We start from the raw sequence: 15,386 nt of genomic DNA on the forward strand, positions 1-15,386 counted from the left end.
GTGGTTCAATGGCTTCCATCACCCTGAGTGCCCGATCGCTTGCCGCCCTGCTCGGGCAGTGGAAGACCGCTGCGCCCGCATACCGCGGTCTCGCCGACCGCATCCGACTCCTCGTCCTCGACGGACGCATCCCGGTCGGCACCCGTCTGCCGGCCGAGCGGGAACTGGCCGATCGGCTCGCACTGAGCCGCACCACGGTCACCGCGGCGTACCGCGAACTGCGCGAGGCCGGCTACCTCCGCAGCATCCGCGGTTCGGGCAGTGTCACCCTCCTACCGTCGGCGCCCACTGCGCTGGCTCCCGTGCCACAGGGCGGGTTCCTCGACTTCAGCAAGGCGGCCGTCCCGCCGTGCCCCGAGATCATCGACGCCGTGGCCACCGCCGCCGCAGAACTGCCGCGGTACATGCACGACTTCGACTACGACCTCGTCGGCATGCCCGAGCTGCGGCAGGCCATCGCCGACCGCTACACCGCGCGCGGGCTGCCCACCGACCCCGACGAGATCATGGTGACCGTGGGGGCCCAACACGCGATCGCCCTCATCGCGCGCACCCTGCTCAGCCGAGGTGACCGCGTCCTCGTCGAGATGCCGAGCTATCCCCACGCCTATGAGGCGCTCCGGGCGGCCGGGGCCAGGCTCGGCGCCGCGACCGTCTCCTCGGAGACCGGCTGGGACGTCCGCGAACTCGAGCAGTGGTTCGAGCGCACGAGCCCCGCGATGGCGTACCTCATGCCGGACTTCCACAACCCGACCGGGGCGTCGATGCCGCTCGAGACCCGCCGACGGGTCGCCGCAGCTGCCGAGCGGCACGGGACGGTGCTCGTGATCGACGAGACCACGGCCGAGCTCGACATCGACCGGCCGACGGACGAGGGCCTCGACGGCACCCCGTTCGCCGCACTCCAGGGCGCGCCGGCGTCGATCATCACGATCGGCTCGGTGGGCAAGACGATCTGGGGAGGCCTCCGCATCGGGTGGATCCGGGCCGAGCGCGGCACGATCAGGAAGCTCGTCTCGGCACGCTCGCTGGGCGACCTCGGCACGCCGATCCTCGACCAGCTGACCGTCCAGCAGTTGATGCCGGCGATGGACGGCATCGTCGCCCGGCGCGGTGTCGCGCTCGGCGAGACCCGCGACCGGCTCGTCGACCTCCTGGCCGACCGCCTTCCCGAGTGGACCGTGCCGCGGGTCGACGGTGGGATCGCCACCTGGGTGAACCTCGGCGAGGCCGCGTCATCGCAGCTCTCGCTCGCGGCTCGCAGCCACGGGCTCGTGATCGTCGCCGGACCACGGTTCGGGATCGACGGGGCGTTCGAGCGCTACCTGCGCATCCCGATCAGCTATCCGTGGGCCCAGACCGAGCAGGCGGTCGAGCTGCTGACGCAGACCTGGCACTCCGCGATGTTCGGGCACGTGCCGGCTCTGGACTACCTCGAAGACGTCGTCTGACCTCGTCGCCGACGAGCGTGACACCGCTCCACACGCAGCGCTCGTGCGTGCCGTGTCCAGCCTCCGCGCGAGACCGCCGTCGGACGGGTGTGCGGTGACATAATTACAGCGTCCGCACCTCTCGCAACAACCGAAAGCGGCTCCGTGCACCTGCTCTCCGTCCTCAGCATGAAGAACCGCGCGTTGATCGCGCTCGTCACCATCGTGGCCGCCGTGTTCGGCGTCCTGGCGGTGGGCGGCCTCAAGCAGGAGCTCATCCCGTCGGTCCAGTTCCCGCAGCTCGCGATCATCACGAGCTACCCGGGTGCGGCACCCGAGGTCGTCAACGACGACGTCTCGACCCCGATCGAGACCGCGATCCAGGGCGTGCCCGGTATCGAGTCCACCTCGGCGACGTCGAGCACGAACTCGAGCCTCATCAGCGCGACCTTCACCTACGGCACGGACCTCGCCACCGCCGAGCAGAAGATCACCCAGGCGATCAACCGCATCAAGTCGACCCTGCCCGACACCGTCGACCCGCAGGTGGTCAGCGGCAGCATCGACGACCTCCCGGTCATCCAGATCGCCGTATCCGGCGCGGCCGACCAGGACTCCCTGGCCGAGGTGCTCTCGAGCTCCGTGGTCCCCGACATCAAGGACGTCGACGGCGTCCGCGACGCGGCGATCGTCGGCGAGGTGGGCAAACGGGTCACGATCACCCCCGACGACGCCAAACTGGCCCTCGCGGGGCAGACCAGCCGGGTCATCGGGACGACGCTGCAGCAGAACGGCTCCCTGCAGCCCGCGGGCGACATCACCGAAGGCGACAAGACGTTCTCCGTGCAGACGGGCACCAAGCTCACCTCGGTCGACGACATCGCCGCCCTGCCGATCACGGGCGCCTTCGCCGCCGACGGCTCCGTCCTGACCATCGGCGACGTCGCGACGGTCGCCCTGAGCGACGACCCGATCACGTCGATCTCGCGCGTCGACGGCGAGCCGGCGCTCACCATCGCCGTCACGAAACTGCCCGCGGCGAACACCGTCGAGGTCTCGCAGGGCGTGCGCGACATCCTTCCCGAGCTCGAGCGGACCATCGGCTCCGACGCCAAGCTCACCGTCGTCTTCGATCAGGCGCCCTACATCGAGCAGTCCATCGAGGCCCTGACGACGGAAGGCCTGCTCGGCCTCGTCTTCGCGGTGCTGATCATCCTCGTGTTCCTCCTCGACGTCCGGGCCACGCTGGTGACGGCGATCTCCATCCCGACGTCCGTGCTCATCACCTTCATCGGTCTCCAGGTCGCCGAGTACTCGCTCAACATCCTCACGCTGGGCGCGCTGACGATCGCCATCGGGCGCGTGGTCGACGACTCGATCGTGGTCATCGAGAACATCAAGCGACACCTCTCGTTCGGCGACAACCGCACGGGTGCACAGCGCGCCGGGTCGATCCTGAGCGCCGTCCAGGAGGTCGCGGGCGCGATCACCGCCTCGACCATCACCACGGTGGCCGTGTTCCTGCCCATCGCGTTCGTCGGCGACGTCACCGGAGAACTCTTCCGACCCTTCGCCCTCACCGTCACGATCGCGCTGCTCGCGTCGCTCCTCGTCGCGCTCACCATCGTGCCCGTGCTCGCCTACTGGTTCCTCCGCGCCCCGAAGGCCCAGCGCCTCGCAGCCGCAGCCGCAGCGGAGGAAGCGCCCTCCGACGCGACGAGCGGACCGGTCCGGAGCCGACGCGAGCGCCGGGTCAGCGTGCAGGACGAAGACGACCTCGAGAAGCCGTCACGGCTCCAGAAGGCCTACCTCCCGATCATCCACTGGACCCTCAAGCACTCGGTCACCACCCTGCTGCTCTCGGTGCTCGTGCTCGTCGGCACCTTCGCGCTGACGCCGTTCATGAAGACCAACTTCCTCGGTGACTCCGGCCAGAACACCCTCACGGTCACGCAGACCCTGCCGGTCGGCACGAGCCTCGACGCCCAGGACGCGGCGGCGAAGCAGGTCGAGACGAAGCTGCGCGACATCGACGGCATCGACACCGTCCAGCTCTCGATCGGGTCGAGCGGAAGCTCGTTGCGCGACGCGTTCTCGGGCGGCGGTGGCGGAGCCATCACCTACTCGATCACGACGAGCGAAGACGCCGACCAGACGGCACTCCAGAAGACGGTCCGCAAGGACCTGTCCGGGCTCGACGACGTCGGCGAGATCGAGGTCGCCGCGTCCGCGGGCTTCGGCGGGTCGAGCGACATCGAGATCGACATCACCTCCGCACGGCAGAGCGATCTCGCGGAGGCCGCCGACGCTATCCAGCAGGCCGTCACCGGCCTCGACGGCATCGACCAGGTCACGAGCAACCTCAGCGAATCGCGGCCCTACGTCCAGGTGGCCGTCGACCGCGACGCCGCCGCCGCAGCAGGGTTCAGCGAGGTCGCGCTCGGTGCGTACGTCTCGCAGCTCATGCAGCCGACGACGGTGGGATCCATCGTCATCGACGACACCACGCTCACCATCTACGTCGACGCCCAGGACCCGCCGACCACCGTCGACGCCCTCGCGGCGACGGAGGTCCCGACCGCCACCGGCCCGAGACGCCTCGACACCCTCGCGACGGTCTCGCAGGTCGACGGACCCGCGACGATCTCGACCGTCAAGGGGCTGCGCTCAGCCACGATCAGCGCGACTCCGGGCAGCGACAACCTCGGTACCGCCAGCGCCGAGGTGCAGACGGCGATCGACGACGTCAAGCTGCCCGCCGGCACCACGGCGACCCTCGGGGGTGTCACGGCATCGCAGAGCGACGCGTTCGGACAGCTGGGCCTCGCGCTCCTCGCCGCGATCCTCATCGTCTACGTCATCATGGTCGCGACGTTCCGTTCGCTGCGGCAGCCGCTCCTGCTGCTCGTGTCGGTACCGTTCGCCGCGACCGGCGCGATCGGGCTCCAGATCATCACCGGCGTGCCGCTCGGCGTCCCGTCGCTCATCGGCGTGCTGATGCTCATCGGTATCGTCGTGACGAACGCGATCGTGCTGGTCGACCTCGTGAACCAGTACCGGCGACGCGGCATGACGGTGATCGAGGCCGTCGAGCACGGTGCCGCACGCAGGCTCCGCCCGATTCTCATGACGGCGCTCGCGACGATCTTCGCCCTCACCCCGATGGCACTCGGCATCACCGGACACGGTGGCTTCATCTCGCAGCCGCTCGCGATCGTCGTCATCGGCGGGCTCGTCTCCTCGACCATCCTGACGCTCGTCGTGCTCCCCACCCTCTACAACCTCGTCGAGGGGTTCCGGGAACGTCGCGAGCAGCGGCGGGCTGCAGCCGAGCCGAAGCCGACGCCACGCACGGTCGCCGCGATCGAGGGGCCGCGGGCAGTGACTGTCCCCGCCGAGGAGCCGGTCCTCGTCGGCGCCGGTGGCGGAAGCGCTGCAACCGCGCCGAGCGTGCCTGACGCATCCGTTCCGTCGGCCTCGGCGGACGTGGCTCCGGTGGACGCGGCTCCAGACGGCGCCGCTCCGGCTGACGCGGAACCGGCGGATGCCGCACCCGAGCCGCCGGTCGTTGCGCCGACTGAGCCGGCGGCGGATCGACCGATGACGCGCCCGGCTGCGCACGAAGCCCACGAAGCCCACGAGGTGCACGGGGCGCATGTGGCGACGGGTGACGAGCTGCCGCGCACCGAGGCGATCACCCTTCCCGACGCGGTCTCCGAAGGCCCTGCGGACGAGGTCGCTCATTCCGGCGAGCACGCAGCCCCTGCGGTGCAGCCTGAGCCGGAAGCGACGGCTGAGCCGGTCGCCGAGCCCGAGCCGATCCTGGAGACGGAGCCGGCCGGAGAGGCTGAGGCGGCGGAGAAGTCCGAGCTCCCTGCTGACTCCAGCCCGACGAGCGACACCCAGCCGACGCCTGACGCTGAGCCGAAGCCCGATGCCGACCCGGCGCCCGGGACTGAGCCGTCTTCGGGCACCGAACGGCCGAAGCGCCGCCGCGCGCAGTGGCCGTGATCGACCACCTCCCGCTCGGTCGATGAGCTGAGGTTCGAGCCCCTCGACACGAAGCCCTCGGGAACGCCGTCACCGGCGCCCGAGGGCTTCGTCGTGTGACGCCCGATTCAGCGGAGATCGCCGACCGCGCCGGTGACCGCCCGCACGACCTCGCCCGACTGCACCAGCGCGGCGACCGCCTCGATCTCGGGGGAGAGGAACCGGTCGGGTCCGGGACCCGTGACCTGCTCACGCACCCGGCGGAGCACCGCCCCGGTGCCGACGGCCGGCTCGAGCGGGCTGCGCAGGTCGAGGCCACGGGCCGCCGTCATGACCTCGATCGCCAGCACGCGGCCGAGACCGTCGATCGCCCGGCGGAGCTTCCGCGCCGCCGCCCAGCCCATCGAGACGTGGTCCTCCTGCATCGCGGAGGACGGGATCGAGTCGACGGACGCCGGGTGCGCCAGCCGTTTCAGTTCACTCACGATGCCGGCCGCCGTGTACTGGGCGATCATGAGGCCCGAGTCGACACCCACCTCGTGCGCGAGGAACGGTGGGAGGCCGTTGCTCCGGCTCCGATCCAGGAAGCGGTCGGTGCGGCGCTCCGACATGGACGCGACATCGGCGACGGCGATCGCGAGGAAGTCGAGCACGTAGGCGACCGGGGCGCCGTGGAAGTTCCCGTTCGACTCGACCCGCCCGTCCGGCGTGAGCACCGGGTTGTCGACGGCACTCGCGAGCTCCCGCTCGGCGACCATCGCGGCGTGGTCGACGGTGTCCCTGGCTGCACCGTGCACTTGCGGGGCGCAGCGCAGTGAGTAGGCGTCCTGCACCCGGGTGCACTCGGGACCCCGGTGGCTCGCGACGATCGGGGAGCCGTCGAGCAGCAACCGCAGGTTCGCGGCGCTCTCGGCCTGACCCGCCTGCGGGCGCAGGGCCTGCAGGTCTGCGGCGAACACCGCGCCCGTGCCGAGCAGGCCCTCGACGCTCATCGCCGCGGCGACGTCGGCGGTGCGCAAGAGCATCCGCAGGTCGTCCACGGCGAGCGCGAGCATCCCCAGCATGCCGTCGGTGCCGTTGATGAGCGCGAGCCCCTCCTTCTCGGCGAGCTGTACCGGCTGGAGGCCGGCGTCCGCGAGCGCCTCCGCAGCGGAGCGCGTGCGCCCGGACGCATCGGTCACCTCGCCCTCGCCCATCACCGCCAGCGCGCAGTGCGCGAGGGGTGCGAGGTCGCCGGAGCAGCCGAGCGACCCGTACTCGCGCACGACCGGGGTGATGTCGGCGTTCAGCATCGCCGCGTAGGCGCGGACCGTCTCCACCCGCACCCCGGTGCGGCCCGTCATGAGCGTCGAGAGGCGCAGCGTCATGAGGGAACGCACGACCTCCCGCTCGACGACCTCGCCGCTGCCTGCGGCGTGCGAGCGGACGAGGCTCGCCTGCAACTGCGCGCGGCGCGCCGGCTCGATGAACGTGGTCGCGAGCGCACCGAACCCGGTCGAGATCCCGTAGTGGGGCTCGGGGTCGGAGGCGAGCGCCTCGATGATCCGACGTGATGCGGCGACACCGTCGAGGGCCGCGCCGTCGAGGTCGATCCGTGCGCCGTGCCGGGCGACGGCGACGACCTCGTCGATCGACAGCGGCCCGGCGCCGAGGGAGACCGAGGTCGGGCCGGGGGGTTCGGAATACGAGCGACCGGAGGTCGTCGGGTCGCTGGTGGTCGGGGTCGCGCCGGGCTGGATGTCCATGTTCCGATGGAACACCCGGGCGCCCACCGCGGCGGTGCGCGTAGAGTCGTCCGTGTCTGGGATGACAGACATGGACGACCAGGCGGCCGCGTCCGAGCCGCGGAGACGAGGTCAACGGTGAGTCAGGTCCCGGCAGCCGACGCCACCCTGCGCGTGCTGAGCCATCTCGCCGGCGCCCGCGGCCCGCTTCCGGCCGCGGCCATCGCCTCGGCACTCGACCTGCCGAGATCGACGGTCTACCACCTCCTCAGCGTGCTGCAGGAGCACGGCTTCGTGGTCCACCTGCCCGAAGCCCGTCGCTACGGGCTCGGGGTCGCCGCCTTCGAACTCTCCGGTGGGTACGCGCGCCAGGAGCCGCTCAGCATGCTCGGGCGCCCGTTGCTCGCCGAGCTGGTCGACCGGGTGGGTGAGAGCGCGCATCTCGCCGTGCTGCACGGCCGGGACGTGCTCTACATCGTCGACGAGCGGGCACCGCGTCGGCCGCACCTCGTCACCGACGTCGGTGTGCGCCTCCCGGCTCACCTGACCGCCAGCGGCTGCGCGATCCTCGCCGCGCTGCCGGCCGGCCAGCTGCGCGCCCTGTTCCCCGACCAGGCGGCGTTCGTCGATCGCACCGGCCACGGGCCGAAGCGGTACCGCGAGCTGCGACAGCTGCTCGCCCAGACGACGCAGGACGGGTATGCGCGCGAGGCGGGCGGGGTGACGCTCGGCCTCGCGAGTGTCGGGGTGGTCGTCCGTGACCACACGGGCTGGCCGGCGGCGGCGATCGCGGTCACCTACGACGCCGATACCGGGCTCGACCCGGCGTGGTTGGCCCGCGAGATCCACCCGGCGGCGGCCGAGCTGTCGCGCCGGATCCGGGGTCGCTGAGCGCGCGGCGGAGCGGGCGGGCGGTGCGGCGGCTCCGGAACCGTGGTCAGGCGACCGAGCGCAGGATGAGCTCGAGTAGTGCGGTCGCATACGCGTCGGGCGCCGTCGCGGCGCTGAACCGTCGCAGTTCGCCGCCGAGCTCGACCACGACGGTGTACGCCTCGGCGTCGCCCAAGGACAGGAGGACGTCGAGTTCGTCGTCGAGGGTCGGCTCACCGTCGGTCGGTGCAGCGGGGGAGACCGCGCGTTCGAGCGACCGGAACGAGCCGCGCAGCAGAGCGCGCAGCTGGTGCTCCGACGGCAGCCAGAGCGTCTCCTCCTGGTCGACGGAGTCCAACGCCCATTCGGTCGTGCCGTTGAAGCCGAAGCTGCGGCCACCCGGGTGCTCGTGCACCTCGACGGTCATCTCGCTCACCGTGAACACGTCGCCGGCGAGCTCGCCGCCGTCGATGGTGAAGCGGTCGCCGGGTTCGGGGGTCCAGCGCAGGCCGGCGGTGCGGAGCGCTCGGGCGAGGTCAGCGGAGATCATCAGTCCAGTATCGCCGACCACCGTGCGATGCGGCTGGCAACCCCTCGATTCGGACGGAACCCTGTGCGAGGGTGGATGAACTCTTCGAAGGGTCCGATGATGCCCGCACCTGATGATGGCCTATCCGGTCGGTTCCCTGCGCGCGGCCGCGTGACCACACGACGGTTCGAGGGTGCGACTGGGATGCAGGAGGCGTCGGGCGCGCTGCGATTCGTGGACGTGGACCCCGACCGGTTCTCGATGACCGTCGACTCGGTCGTGCTCGGCGAGTACGTCCTCCATCGCAACACGGTCGGGCCCGGGACGTTCGACGTCCTCGCCGACGCCTATGGGCTCGATGAGCCGGTCGCGACGATCGTGATGCTCATCGAGGGTGCGGCCAGTCTGGTCCACGGCCGACAGCAACTCGACCTGCTCCCCGGGACCGGGACGCTCACGGAGGGCGCCGAGACCTACCGGACGACGATCCACGACCACGCGACCTATCTGTACGTGTTCGTGCCGATGCGTGCGCTCCGCCGCCTCGGCATCGCCCCGACGAGCGCCCTCGGACCGTTGGCACCGTCGCCGCTGCTGCGGGCCAGCGCCGCATTCCTCGTGGAGGTCATCTCCGCGTTCGAACCGATCGGCGGCGCCGCGCAGCTCAGACTCTGCCGGGTGATCGACACGATGCTCGCGACCCTCTACGCGGAGAACGACCTCTTCCGGGCCGAGGGTGAGGCCGGACGGGTTCCGCTCCGACTCCGGATCATCGAGCACATCGCCGCGTCCTTCGCCGAGCGGGAGCTGCGACCGGAGACGCTGGCGCGTCGCTTCAACATGTCGACCAGGTCCCTGCAACGGGTGTTCGAAGGCTCGGGCACGAGCGCCGCCGGCGAGATCGCCGAGCGGCGGGTGCAGCTCGCGCTCGCCCTCCTGTCGGACCCCGACCACCGGGGCCTGTCGATCGCTGAGGTCGCGGCCCGCTGCGGCTACCACTCGCAGGCGCACCTCCGTCGAGCGGTCGTCGCGCATACCGGTCTCAGCCCGAGCCAGTTCCGAGAGCAGACCAAGGCGGAGGACGCCTGAGGTCGCAGCGCCGTCCGAGTGCGCCGGATCAGCCTGCGGTGCGCCCGCTTCGTCGCGGAGCCGTCAACCAGGGCCGCAGCAGCCTCGTGACGAGTGGCAGGAGCCAGTAGGTCATGATCGGCGTCAGGATGAGCGTCGAGATGAGCACGTGGAGGAACACGCCGAGCGGTTCCCAACCGGGCACGAGGGCCGTGACGAGGAGGGTGAAGACGAGGTTGAGCGGGAAGAAGCCCAACCAGATGCTCACCGCCTGCTTCCAGCGCGGCGGTGCCGGCGGGATCGGGTCCGGGTCGCCGGAGAGCTCGGCCTCCTCGACGCGGAGGATCCCGTCGGGCGCGTCGAACCACCCCTCGATCCCGCTGCGCCGCTCGACGCGGGACTGCTCCATGAACTCGCGGCCGCTCGAGAGCCACCAGGCGCGTTCCTTCGACTCCTCCCAGTCGGTGAGCGTCTGTTCGTCCGCGAAGCGGTAGAGCATGTACCAGACGTCGCTCTCGGCGCCGGCGCGCACCCAGCCGGAGCCGAGGAAGCCGGGGTATCGGTTCGCCAGGTTGATGCCCGCCTGGACCCAGATGGTGGCCTCGGAGATCGACGCCGGGTTGACGCGTCGCTCGATCGAGACGGTGATGGGATCGTGTTCCATGCGCCCAGTAGACCGCACTCGTGTTTCGATCTCGTGTCCCGCTGCGGCCCCCGTAGAGTCGAGGCATGGCGACTCCTGACTTCGTACTGGCCCTCCGCGAGCGGATCGGGCACGCACCCCTCTGGTTGACGGGGGTGACCGCCGTCGTCCTGCGCGGTCTCGGGACGCCTGAGGCGGAGGTCCTGCTCGTCCGGCGACAGGACAACGGGGCGTGGACGCCGGTCACCGGCATCATCGACCCGGGCGAGGAGCCCGCGGTCGCGGCGGAGCGCGAGGTCCTCGAGGAGGCGGCCGTGGTCGCCGTCGCCGAGCGTCTCGCCCAGGTGCAGGTGCTCCCGCAGAACGTCTACGACAACGGCGACGTCACGCAGTACATCGACCTCGTATTCCGATGCCGCTACGAGTCGGGCGAGCCGTATCCGGCTGACGGCGAGAACTCCGAGGCGCGGTGGTTCCCGCTCGATGCCCTGCCCGAGCAGGTCTCGCAGAACTTCCGCACCCGGATAGCGCTCGCCGCCTCCGACGAGCGCGAGGCCCGCTTCACCCGCTGACGTCCCTCCACCTGCCCGCGAACTGTCACTTGAGGCTAGTTCCGGCGCCCGTGACTAGCGTTTGGTGACAGTTCGCGGGCTGGAGGGGGTGGCTGCGGCGATGGCGTCGGCGGCTCGGACGAGGGTGAGGTGCGAGAGCGCCTGCGGAGTGTTGCCGACCTGTCGAGCCTGCTGCACGTCGTACTCCTCGGACAGCAGGCCCAGGTCGTTGCGGAAGGACAGCAGCCGGTCCATCAGCTCGCGGGCGTCGTCGAGTCGGCCCGAGGCCGCGTACTGCTGCACGAGCCAGAACGAGCACGCGAGGAAGGGGTGCTCGTCGCCCGGCAGACCGTCGACCCCGCTCGTCGTGCGGTAGCGCAGGAGCAGACCGTCCTGGAGGAGGTCCTCCTCGATCGCGGCCACCGTCGCGAGCATGCGCGGGTCGTCGGGCGCCACGTAGCCGATCTGCGCGAGGACGAGCAGCGACGCGTCGACCTCGGTCGTCCCGGCATGCTGGACGTAGCACCCGCGTGCGTGGTCGACGTTCTCGCGCTCGATCGTCTCGCGGAGGGTCTCGCGCAGGGCCTCCCAACGTTCGACGGGCCCGTCCATGCCGTGCTCGCGAACCGCTCGGACGCCGCGGTCGAGCGCCGCCCAGATCATGGCGCGCGAGTGGGTGAAGTGCTGCTCGTCGCCCCGCACCTCCCAGATGCCGCGGTCGGGGCGGTTCCAGTGCTCCTCGAGGACGCCGAGCAGCGCGCGCTGGAGGCTCCACGAGAAGTCGTCGTCCGCGAGACCGACCGAGCGCGCCTCGTCGAGGGCGATCATCACAGACCCGAAGACGTCGCCCTGGTACTGCGTGTAGGCGCCGTTGCCGACGCGCACGGGGGCGGCACCGAGGTAGCCGGGGAGGCTGTCGAGCTCCTCCTCCACGAGGTGGCGTTCGCCGGCGAGGCCGTACATGATCTGCAGGTCGTTCGGGTCACCGGCTATCGCCCGGAGGAGCCACCTGCGCCAGTCGTGCGCCTCCTCGGTGAAGCCGTGCTGCATGAGGGCTTCGAGGGTCAGCGAGGCGTCGCGCAACCAGACGTAGCGGTAGTCCCAGTTCCGGACGCCCCCGAACGACTCCGGCAGGCTCGTGGTCGCGGCGGCGACGATGCCCCCGGTGTCCTCGTGCGTGAGGGCGCGGAGGACGAGTAGCGACCGCACGACCGCCTCCTCGTACTCGTCGGCGGGATCGCAGCGGGACGCCCAGTCGCGCCACCAGGCGATCGTGTGGTCGATGCGCGGGCCGACGTCGACCGGGTCCGGCACCTCGCGGTGCGAGGGGTACCAGGTGAGGGTGAGGTCGACGGTGTCGCCCGCGGAGACCTCGACGGTCGCCGAGTGGGCGTGATCGGACGCCGTCAGGTGCACGCCCCGGACCACGACGGCGTCGGGGCCGGCGACGGCGACGATCCCGGATCCGTCCGGGAGCTGCCGCACCCACGGGATCGCGTCGGCGTACCCGAAGCGGAGGCGAACCTCGACGTCGACCGCGACGGTGCCGCTGAGCCCCTCGATCCGGCGGACCACATCCGCCCGGCGGTCGCCGTGGGGCATGAGGTCGGTCACACGCACCTGGCCGTCGGGGGTCGTCCAGACGGTCTCGAGGACGAAGGTGTCGTCGAGGTAGGCGCGGCTCGCCGTCGCCCGAGCATCGGCAGGCCGGACCGTCCAGCATCCGTGGTCCTCGGTGCCGAGCAGCGCACCGAACATCGACGGCGAGTCGAACCGGGGGAGGCACAGCCAGTCGATGCTGCCCTCCGACGAGACGAGCGCGGCGGTGTGGCAATCACCGATGAGGGCGTAATCCTCGATGGGGCTGGGCATGCACCCATGCTGCCACGCCGCCGCGCGCCTGCCTGGGAGTGATGCTCCGTGACTTCTCAGGGTGGATCGGGTAACGTAGGTGAGTCGGCTCTAGACACCGCGTTTGTACCGCGGAGGGTTATGTCAGTCTGGTGGGCCGGTTTCGTCGGAGAGAACTCCGCGAACACACACATGATGTGGACGGCCCCGGCCAGTGATCGCCCGGGTATGAGCATGCCGCAGCGCAGCCGAGGTTTCGGATGGCGCTGTGTGAGTCATGCAGGTTGTTCATGCGAACGAGTTATAACCCGGAAAGCATTTCTCCATGCCCAAGAACAACACCCCCGCCGGCAAACGCCCGGCCAAGAACTTCGACCCCAAGTCCAAGTACGGCGAGAACAAGCGGCCCTTCGGTTCGCGTCCCGGCGCGAAGTCCGGCAGCAAGAGCGAAGGCCACCGCGGCTACCGTCCCGACGCCGGTGGAGCGCCGCAGAAGTCTCGCTGGAACGCAGACGAGCGTGCCGAGCGCGCCGCCCGCTTCGAGTCGGAGGAGCGCGGCGACCGCGCACCCCGCGGCGACCGCAACGAGCGTCCTGCCTACAACCGTGGTGGCGACCGCAATGAGCGTCCCGCGTACAACCGTGGTGGCGACCGCACCGAGCGCCCCGCGTACAACCGTGGTGGCGACCGCAACGAGCGCCCCGCCTACAACCGTGGTGAGCGGACTGAGCGTCCTTCGTACGGCGACCGCAACGAGCGTCCTGCGTACAACCGCGGTGGCGACCGGAACGAGCGTCCTGCGTACAACCGCGGTGGCGACCGGAACGAGCGTCCTGCGTACAACCGCGGTGAGCGGTCCGAGCGTCCGTCGTACGGTGACCGCAATGAGCGCCCGTCGTACAACCGCGGCGAGCGGACCGAGCGTCCCTCCTACGGTGACCGGAACGAGCGTCCTGCCTACAACCGTGGTGAGCGGTCCGAGCGTCCCTCGTACGGTGACCGCACCGAGCGTCCCGCGTACAACCGTGGTGGCGACCGCAACGAGCGTCCGGCCTACAACCGGGGTGAGCGCACGGAGCGTCCCTCGTACGGTGACCGCACCGAGCGTCCCGCGTACAACCGCGGTGAGCGCACGGAGCGTCCCTCGTACGGTGACCGCACCGAGCGTCCCGCGTACAACCGTGGCGAGCGGACCGAGCGTCCGTCCTACGGTGACCGCCCGGCCCGTCAGGGTGACCCGCGTCAGGCGAACCGCACCGACCGCCCCGCGCGTTCCTACGACGACCGTCCGAAGCGTCCCTTCGAGGAGCGTCCGGCGCGTTCGTACGACGACCGCCCGAAGCGGTCCTTCGACGACCGCCCGAAGCGGTCCTTCGACGACCGCGGCGCGTCCGACGCCGGCCGTGGCAGCGACTACTACCCGAAGCGCGACGCCGGCTCCTACACGCCCCAGGACGACGTGGTGCTCGAGCGCCTCGAGGCCGACGCGATCCAGGCCGGCGACGTCGAGGGTGTGACGTTCGAGAGCCTCGGCCTCGGCGGCAACATCGTCCGTGCGCTCGCCGAGCTCGGCGCCGACAGCCCGTTCCCGATCCAGGCGGCGACCATCCCGGACGTCATCGCGGGCCGCGACGTACTCGGCCGTGGCCGCACCGGCTCCGGGAAGACCATCGCCTTCGGTGCCCCGCTCGTCGAGAAGCTCATGGAGAACGGTGGCGGCAAGAACCGCAAGCCGGGTCGCAAGCCCCGCGCCCTCATCCTCGCCCCGACGCGTGAGCTCGCCCTGCAGATCGACCGCACCGTGCAGCCCATCGCGCGCGCCGTCGGCCTCTTCACCACGCAGATCTACGGCGGTGTCCCGCAGGGTCGCCAGGTCGGCGCACTGCAGCGCGGCGTCGACATCATCGTCGGTACGCCCGGTCGCATCGAGGACCTCATCGAGCAGGGTCGCCTCGACCTCTCGCAGGTCACGGTGACCGTCCTCGACGAGGCCGACCACATGTGCGACCTCGGCTTCCTCGAGCCCGTGCAGCGCATCCTGCGTCGCACCGCGCCCGACGGCCAGAAGCTCCTCTTCTCCGCCACCCTGGACAAGGGTGTCGCAGCCCTCGTCAACGAGTTCCTCCCGAACCCGTCGGTGCACGAGGTCGCCGGTGAGGACCAGGCGTCCTCCACGATCGACCACCGCGTGCTGGTGGTGGAGCACAAGGGCAAGGACCGCCTCATCGAGGAGCTCGTCAACCGCACCGAGAAGACCCTCGTGTTCGCCCGCACCCGGGCGTACGCCGAGCGTCTCGCGGAGCAGCTCGGCATGGCGGGTATCCCCGCCGTCTCGCTCCACGGCGACCTCAACCAGGCGCGCCGCACGCGCAACCTGGAGAAGCTCACCTCGGGTCGGGTCAACGTGCTCGTCGCCACCGACGTCGCCGCCCGCGGCATCCACGTCGACGACATCACGCTCGTCGTGCAGGCCGACGCCCCGGACGAGTACAAGACGTACCTGCACCGTGCCGGCCGCACCGGTCGTGCCGGCAAGATCGGTCGCGTCGTCACGATCATCCCCAAGGCCCGTCGCCGCCGGATGACCGAACTGCTCGACCGCGCTGAGATCGAGGCCGCGTTCGACGACGCCGCCCCCGGCGACCAGCTCGTCGAGGACATCGCCACCGCGTAGTCCGCACCGCATCAGGAACGCCCGCCGAGCTCACGCTCGGCGGGCGTTCTCGCGTG

10 protein-coding genes are annotated in these 15,386 nt (G+C 70.8%); 6 read left to right on the top strand and 4 right to left on the bottom strand.

The genetic code is table 11. The features are described 5' to 3' along the window. Positions 1 to 8 precede the first annotated feature (8 nt). Positions 9 to 1,451: a MocR-like transcription factor YczR gene (gene yczR / locus IFU30_RS05360; protein WP_159877738.1), complete on the top strand. Its 1,443-nt coding sequence runs from the start codon at positions 9 to 11 to the stop codon at positions 1,449 to 1,451. A gap of 144 nt (positions 1,452 to 1,595) precedes the next feature. Further along, positions 1,596 to 5,441 carry an efflux RND transporter permease subunit gene (locus tag IFU30_RS05365; protein WP_192004556.1) on the top strand — a complete coding sequence of 1,282 codons (3,846 nt, stop codon included), beginning with the start codon at positions 1,596 to 1,598 and terminating at the stop codon, positions 5,439 to 5,441. Between the two features lie 107 nt (positions 5,442 to 5,548). Here the strand turns inward: IFU30_RS05365 and hutH are convergent, their stop codons facing one another. After that, the gene (gene hutH, locus IFU30_RS05370; protein ID WP_192004557.1) at positions 5,549 to 7,165 is read right to left on the bottom strand and encodes a histidine ammonia-lyase; all 1,617 of its coding nucleotides are present in this window, start codon (positions 7,163 to 7,165) and stop codon (positions 5,549 to 5,551) included. Between the two features lie 117 nt (positions 7,166 to 7,282). On the opposite strand from hutH, the gene IFU30_RS05375 reads away from it, so the two are divergent. After that, complete coding sequence (locus tag IFU30_RS05375) at positions 7,283 to 8,035, top strand: IclR family transcriptional regulator (RefSeq protein WP_124768687.1); 753 nt, start codon at positions 7,283 to 7,285, stop codon at positions 8,033 to 8,035. Between the two features lie 46 nt (positions 8,036 to 8,081). On the opposite strand, the gene IFU30_RS05380 is transcribed toward IFU30_RS05375, so the two are convergent. Beyond that, on the bottom strand, positions 8,082 to 8,564 hold the full coding sequence (locus IFU30_RS05380; RefSeq protein WP_064294230.1) for a hypothetical protein: 483 nt from the start codon (positions 8,562 to 8,564) through the stop codon (positions 8,082 to 8,084). Between the two features lie 150 nt (positions 8,565 to 8,714). Between IFU30_RS05380 and IFU30_RS05385 the strand changes: the two genes are divergently transcribed. Continuing rightward, positions 8,715 to 9,632 carry a helix-turn-helix domain-containing protein gene (locus tag IFU30_RS05385; protein WP_192004559.1) on the top strand — a complete coding sequence of 306 codons (918 nt, stop codon included), beginning with the start codon at positions 8,715 to 8,717 and terminating at the stop codon, positions 9,630 to 9,632. A 28-nt stretch (positions 9,633 to 9,660) separates the two neighbouring features. Here the strand turns inward: IFU30_RS05385 and IFU30_RS05390 are convergent, their stop codons facing one another. Continuing rightward, positions 9,661 to 10,275, bottom strand: a complete 615-nt coding sequence (locus IFU30_RS05390) for an antibiotic biosynthesis monooxygenase (protein WP_086474605.1) — start codon at positions 10,273 to 10,275, stop codon at positions 9,661 to 9,663. A gap of 65 nt (positions 10,276 to 10,340) precedes the next feature. Here IFU30_RS05390 and IFU30_RS05395 point away from each other — a divergent pair, with 65 nt between their 5' ends. Then, positions 10,341 to 10,826 carry an NUDIX hydrolase gene (locus IFU30_RS05395; protein WP_124768689.1) on the top strand — a complete coding sequence of 162 codons (486 nt, stop codon included), beginning with the start codon at positions 10,341 to 10,343 and terminating at the stop codon, positions 10,824 to 10,826. 54 nt (positions 10,827 to 10,880) lie between these two features. On the opposite strand, the gene IFU30_RS05400 is transcribed toward IFU30_RS05395, so the two are convergent. Continuing rightward, complete coding sequence (locus IFU30_RS05400) at positions 10,881 to 12,737, bottom strand: glycoside hydrolase family 15 protein (protein WP_256386834.1); 1,857 nt, start codon at positions 12,735 to 12,737, stop codon at positions 10,881 to 10,883. 244 nt (positions 12,738 to 12,981) lie between these two features. Here IFU30_RS05400 and IFU30_RS05405 point away from each other — a divergent pair, with 244 nt between their 5' ends. Beyond that, the gene (locus IFU30_RS05405) at positions 12,982 to 15,330 is read left to right on the top strand and encodes a DEAD/DEAH box helicase (protein WP_192004560.1); all 2,349 of its coding nucleotides are present in this window, start codon (positions 12,982 to 12,984) and stop codon (positions 15,328 to 15,330) included. The last annotated feature ends 56 nt before the right edge of the window (positions 15,331 to 15,386 follow it).

The organism is Plantibacter sp. CFBP 8798 (genome assembly GCF_014841195.1).
Classification (GTDB): domain Bacteria; phylum Actinomycetota; class Actinomycetes; order Actinomycetales; family Microbacteriaceae; genus Plantibacter; species Plantibacter auratus.

What these genes read in the sequence shown, in the direction of transcription:
- yczR (WP_159877738.1), top strand. Translation starts at nt 9, where the DNA reads ATGGCTTCCATCACCCTGAGTGCCCGATCGCTTGCCGCCCTGCTCGGG.
- IFU30_RS05395 (WP_124768689.1), top strand. Translation starts at nt 10,341, where the DNA reads ATGGCGACTCCTGACTTCGTACTGGCCCTCCGCGAGCGGATCGGGCAC.
- IFU30_RS05380 (WP_064294230.1), bottom strand. Translation starts at nt 8,564, where the DNA reads ATGATCTCCGCTGACCTCGCCCGAGCGCTCCGCACCGCCGGCCTGCGC.
- hutH (WP_192004557.1), bottom strand. Translation starts at nt 7,165, where the DNA reads ATGGACATCCAGCCCGGCGCGACCCCGACCACCAGCGACCCGACGACC.
- IFU30_RS05390 (WP_086474605.1), bottom strand. Translation starts at nt 10,275, where the DNA reads ATGGAACACGATCCCATCACCGTCTCGATCGAGCGACGCGTCAACCCG.
- IFU30_RS05405 (WP_192004560.1), top strand. Translation starts at nt 12,982, where the DNA reads ATGCCCAAGAACAACACCCCCGCCGGCAAACGCCCGGCCAAGAACTTC.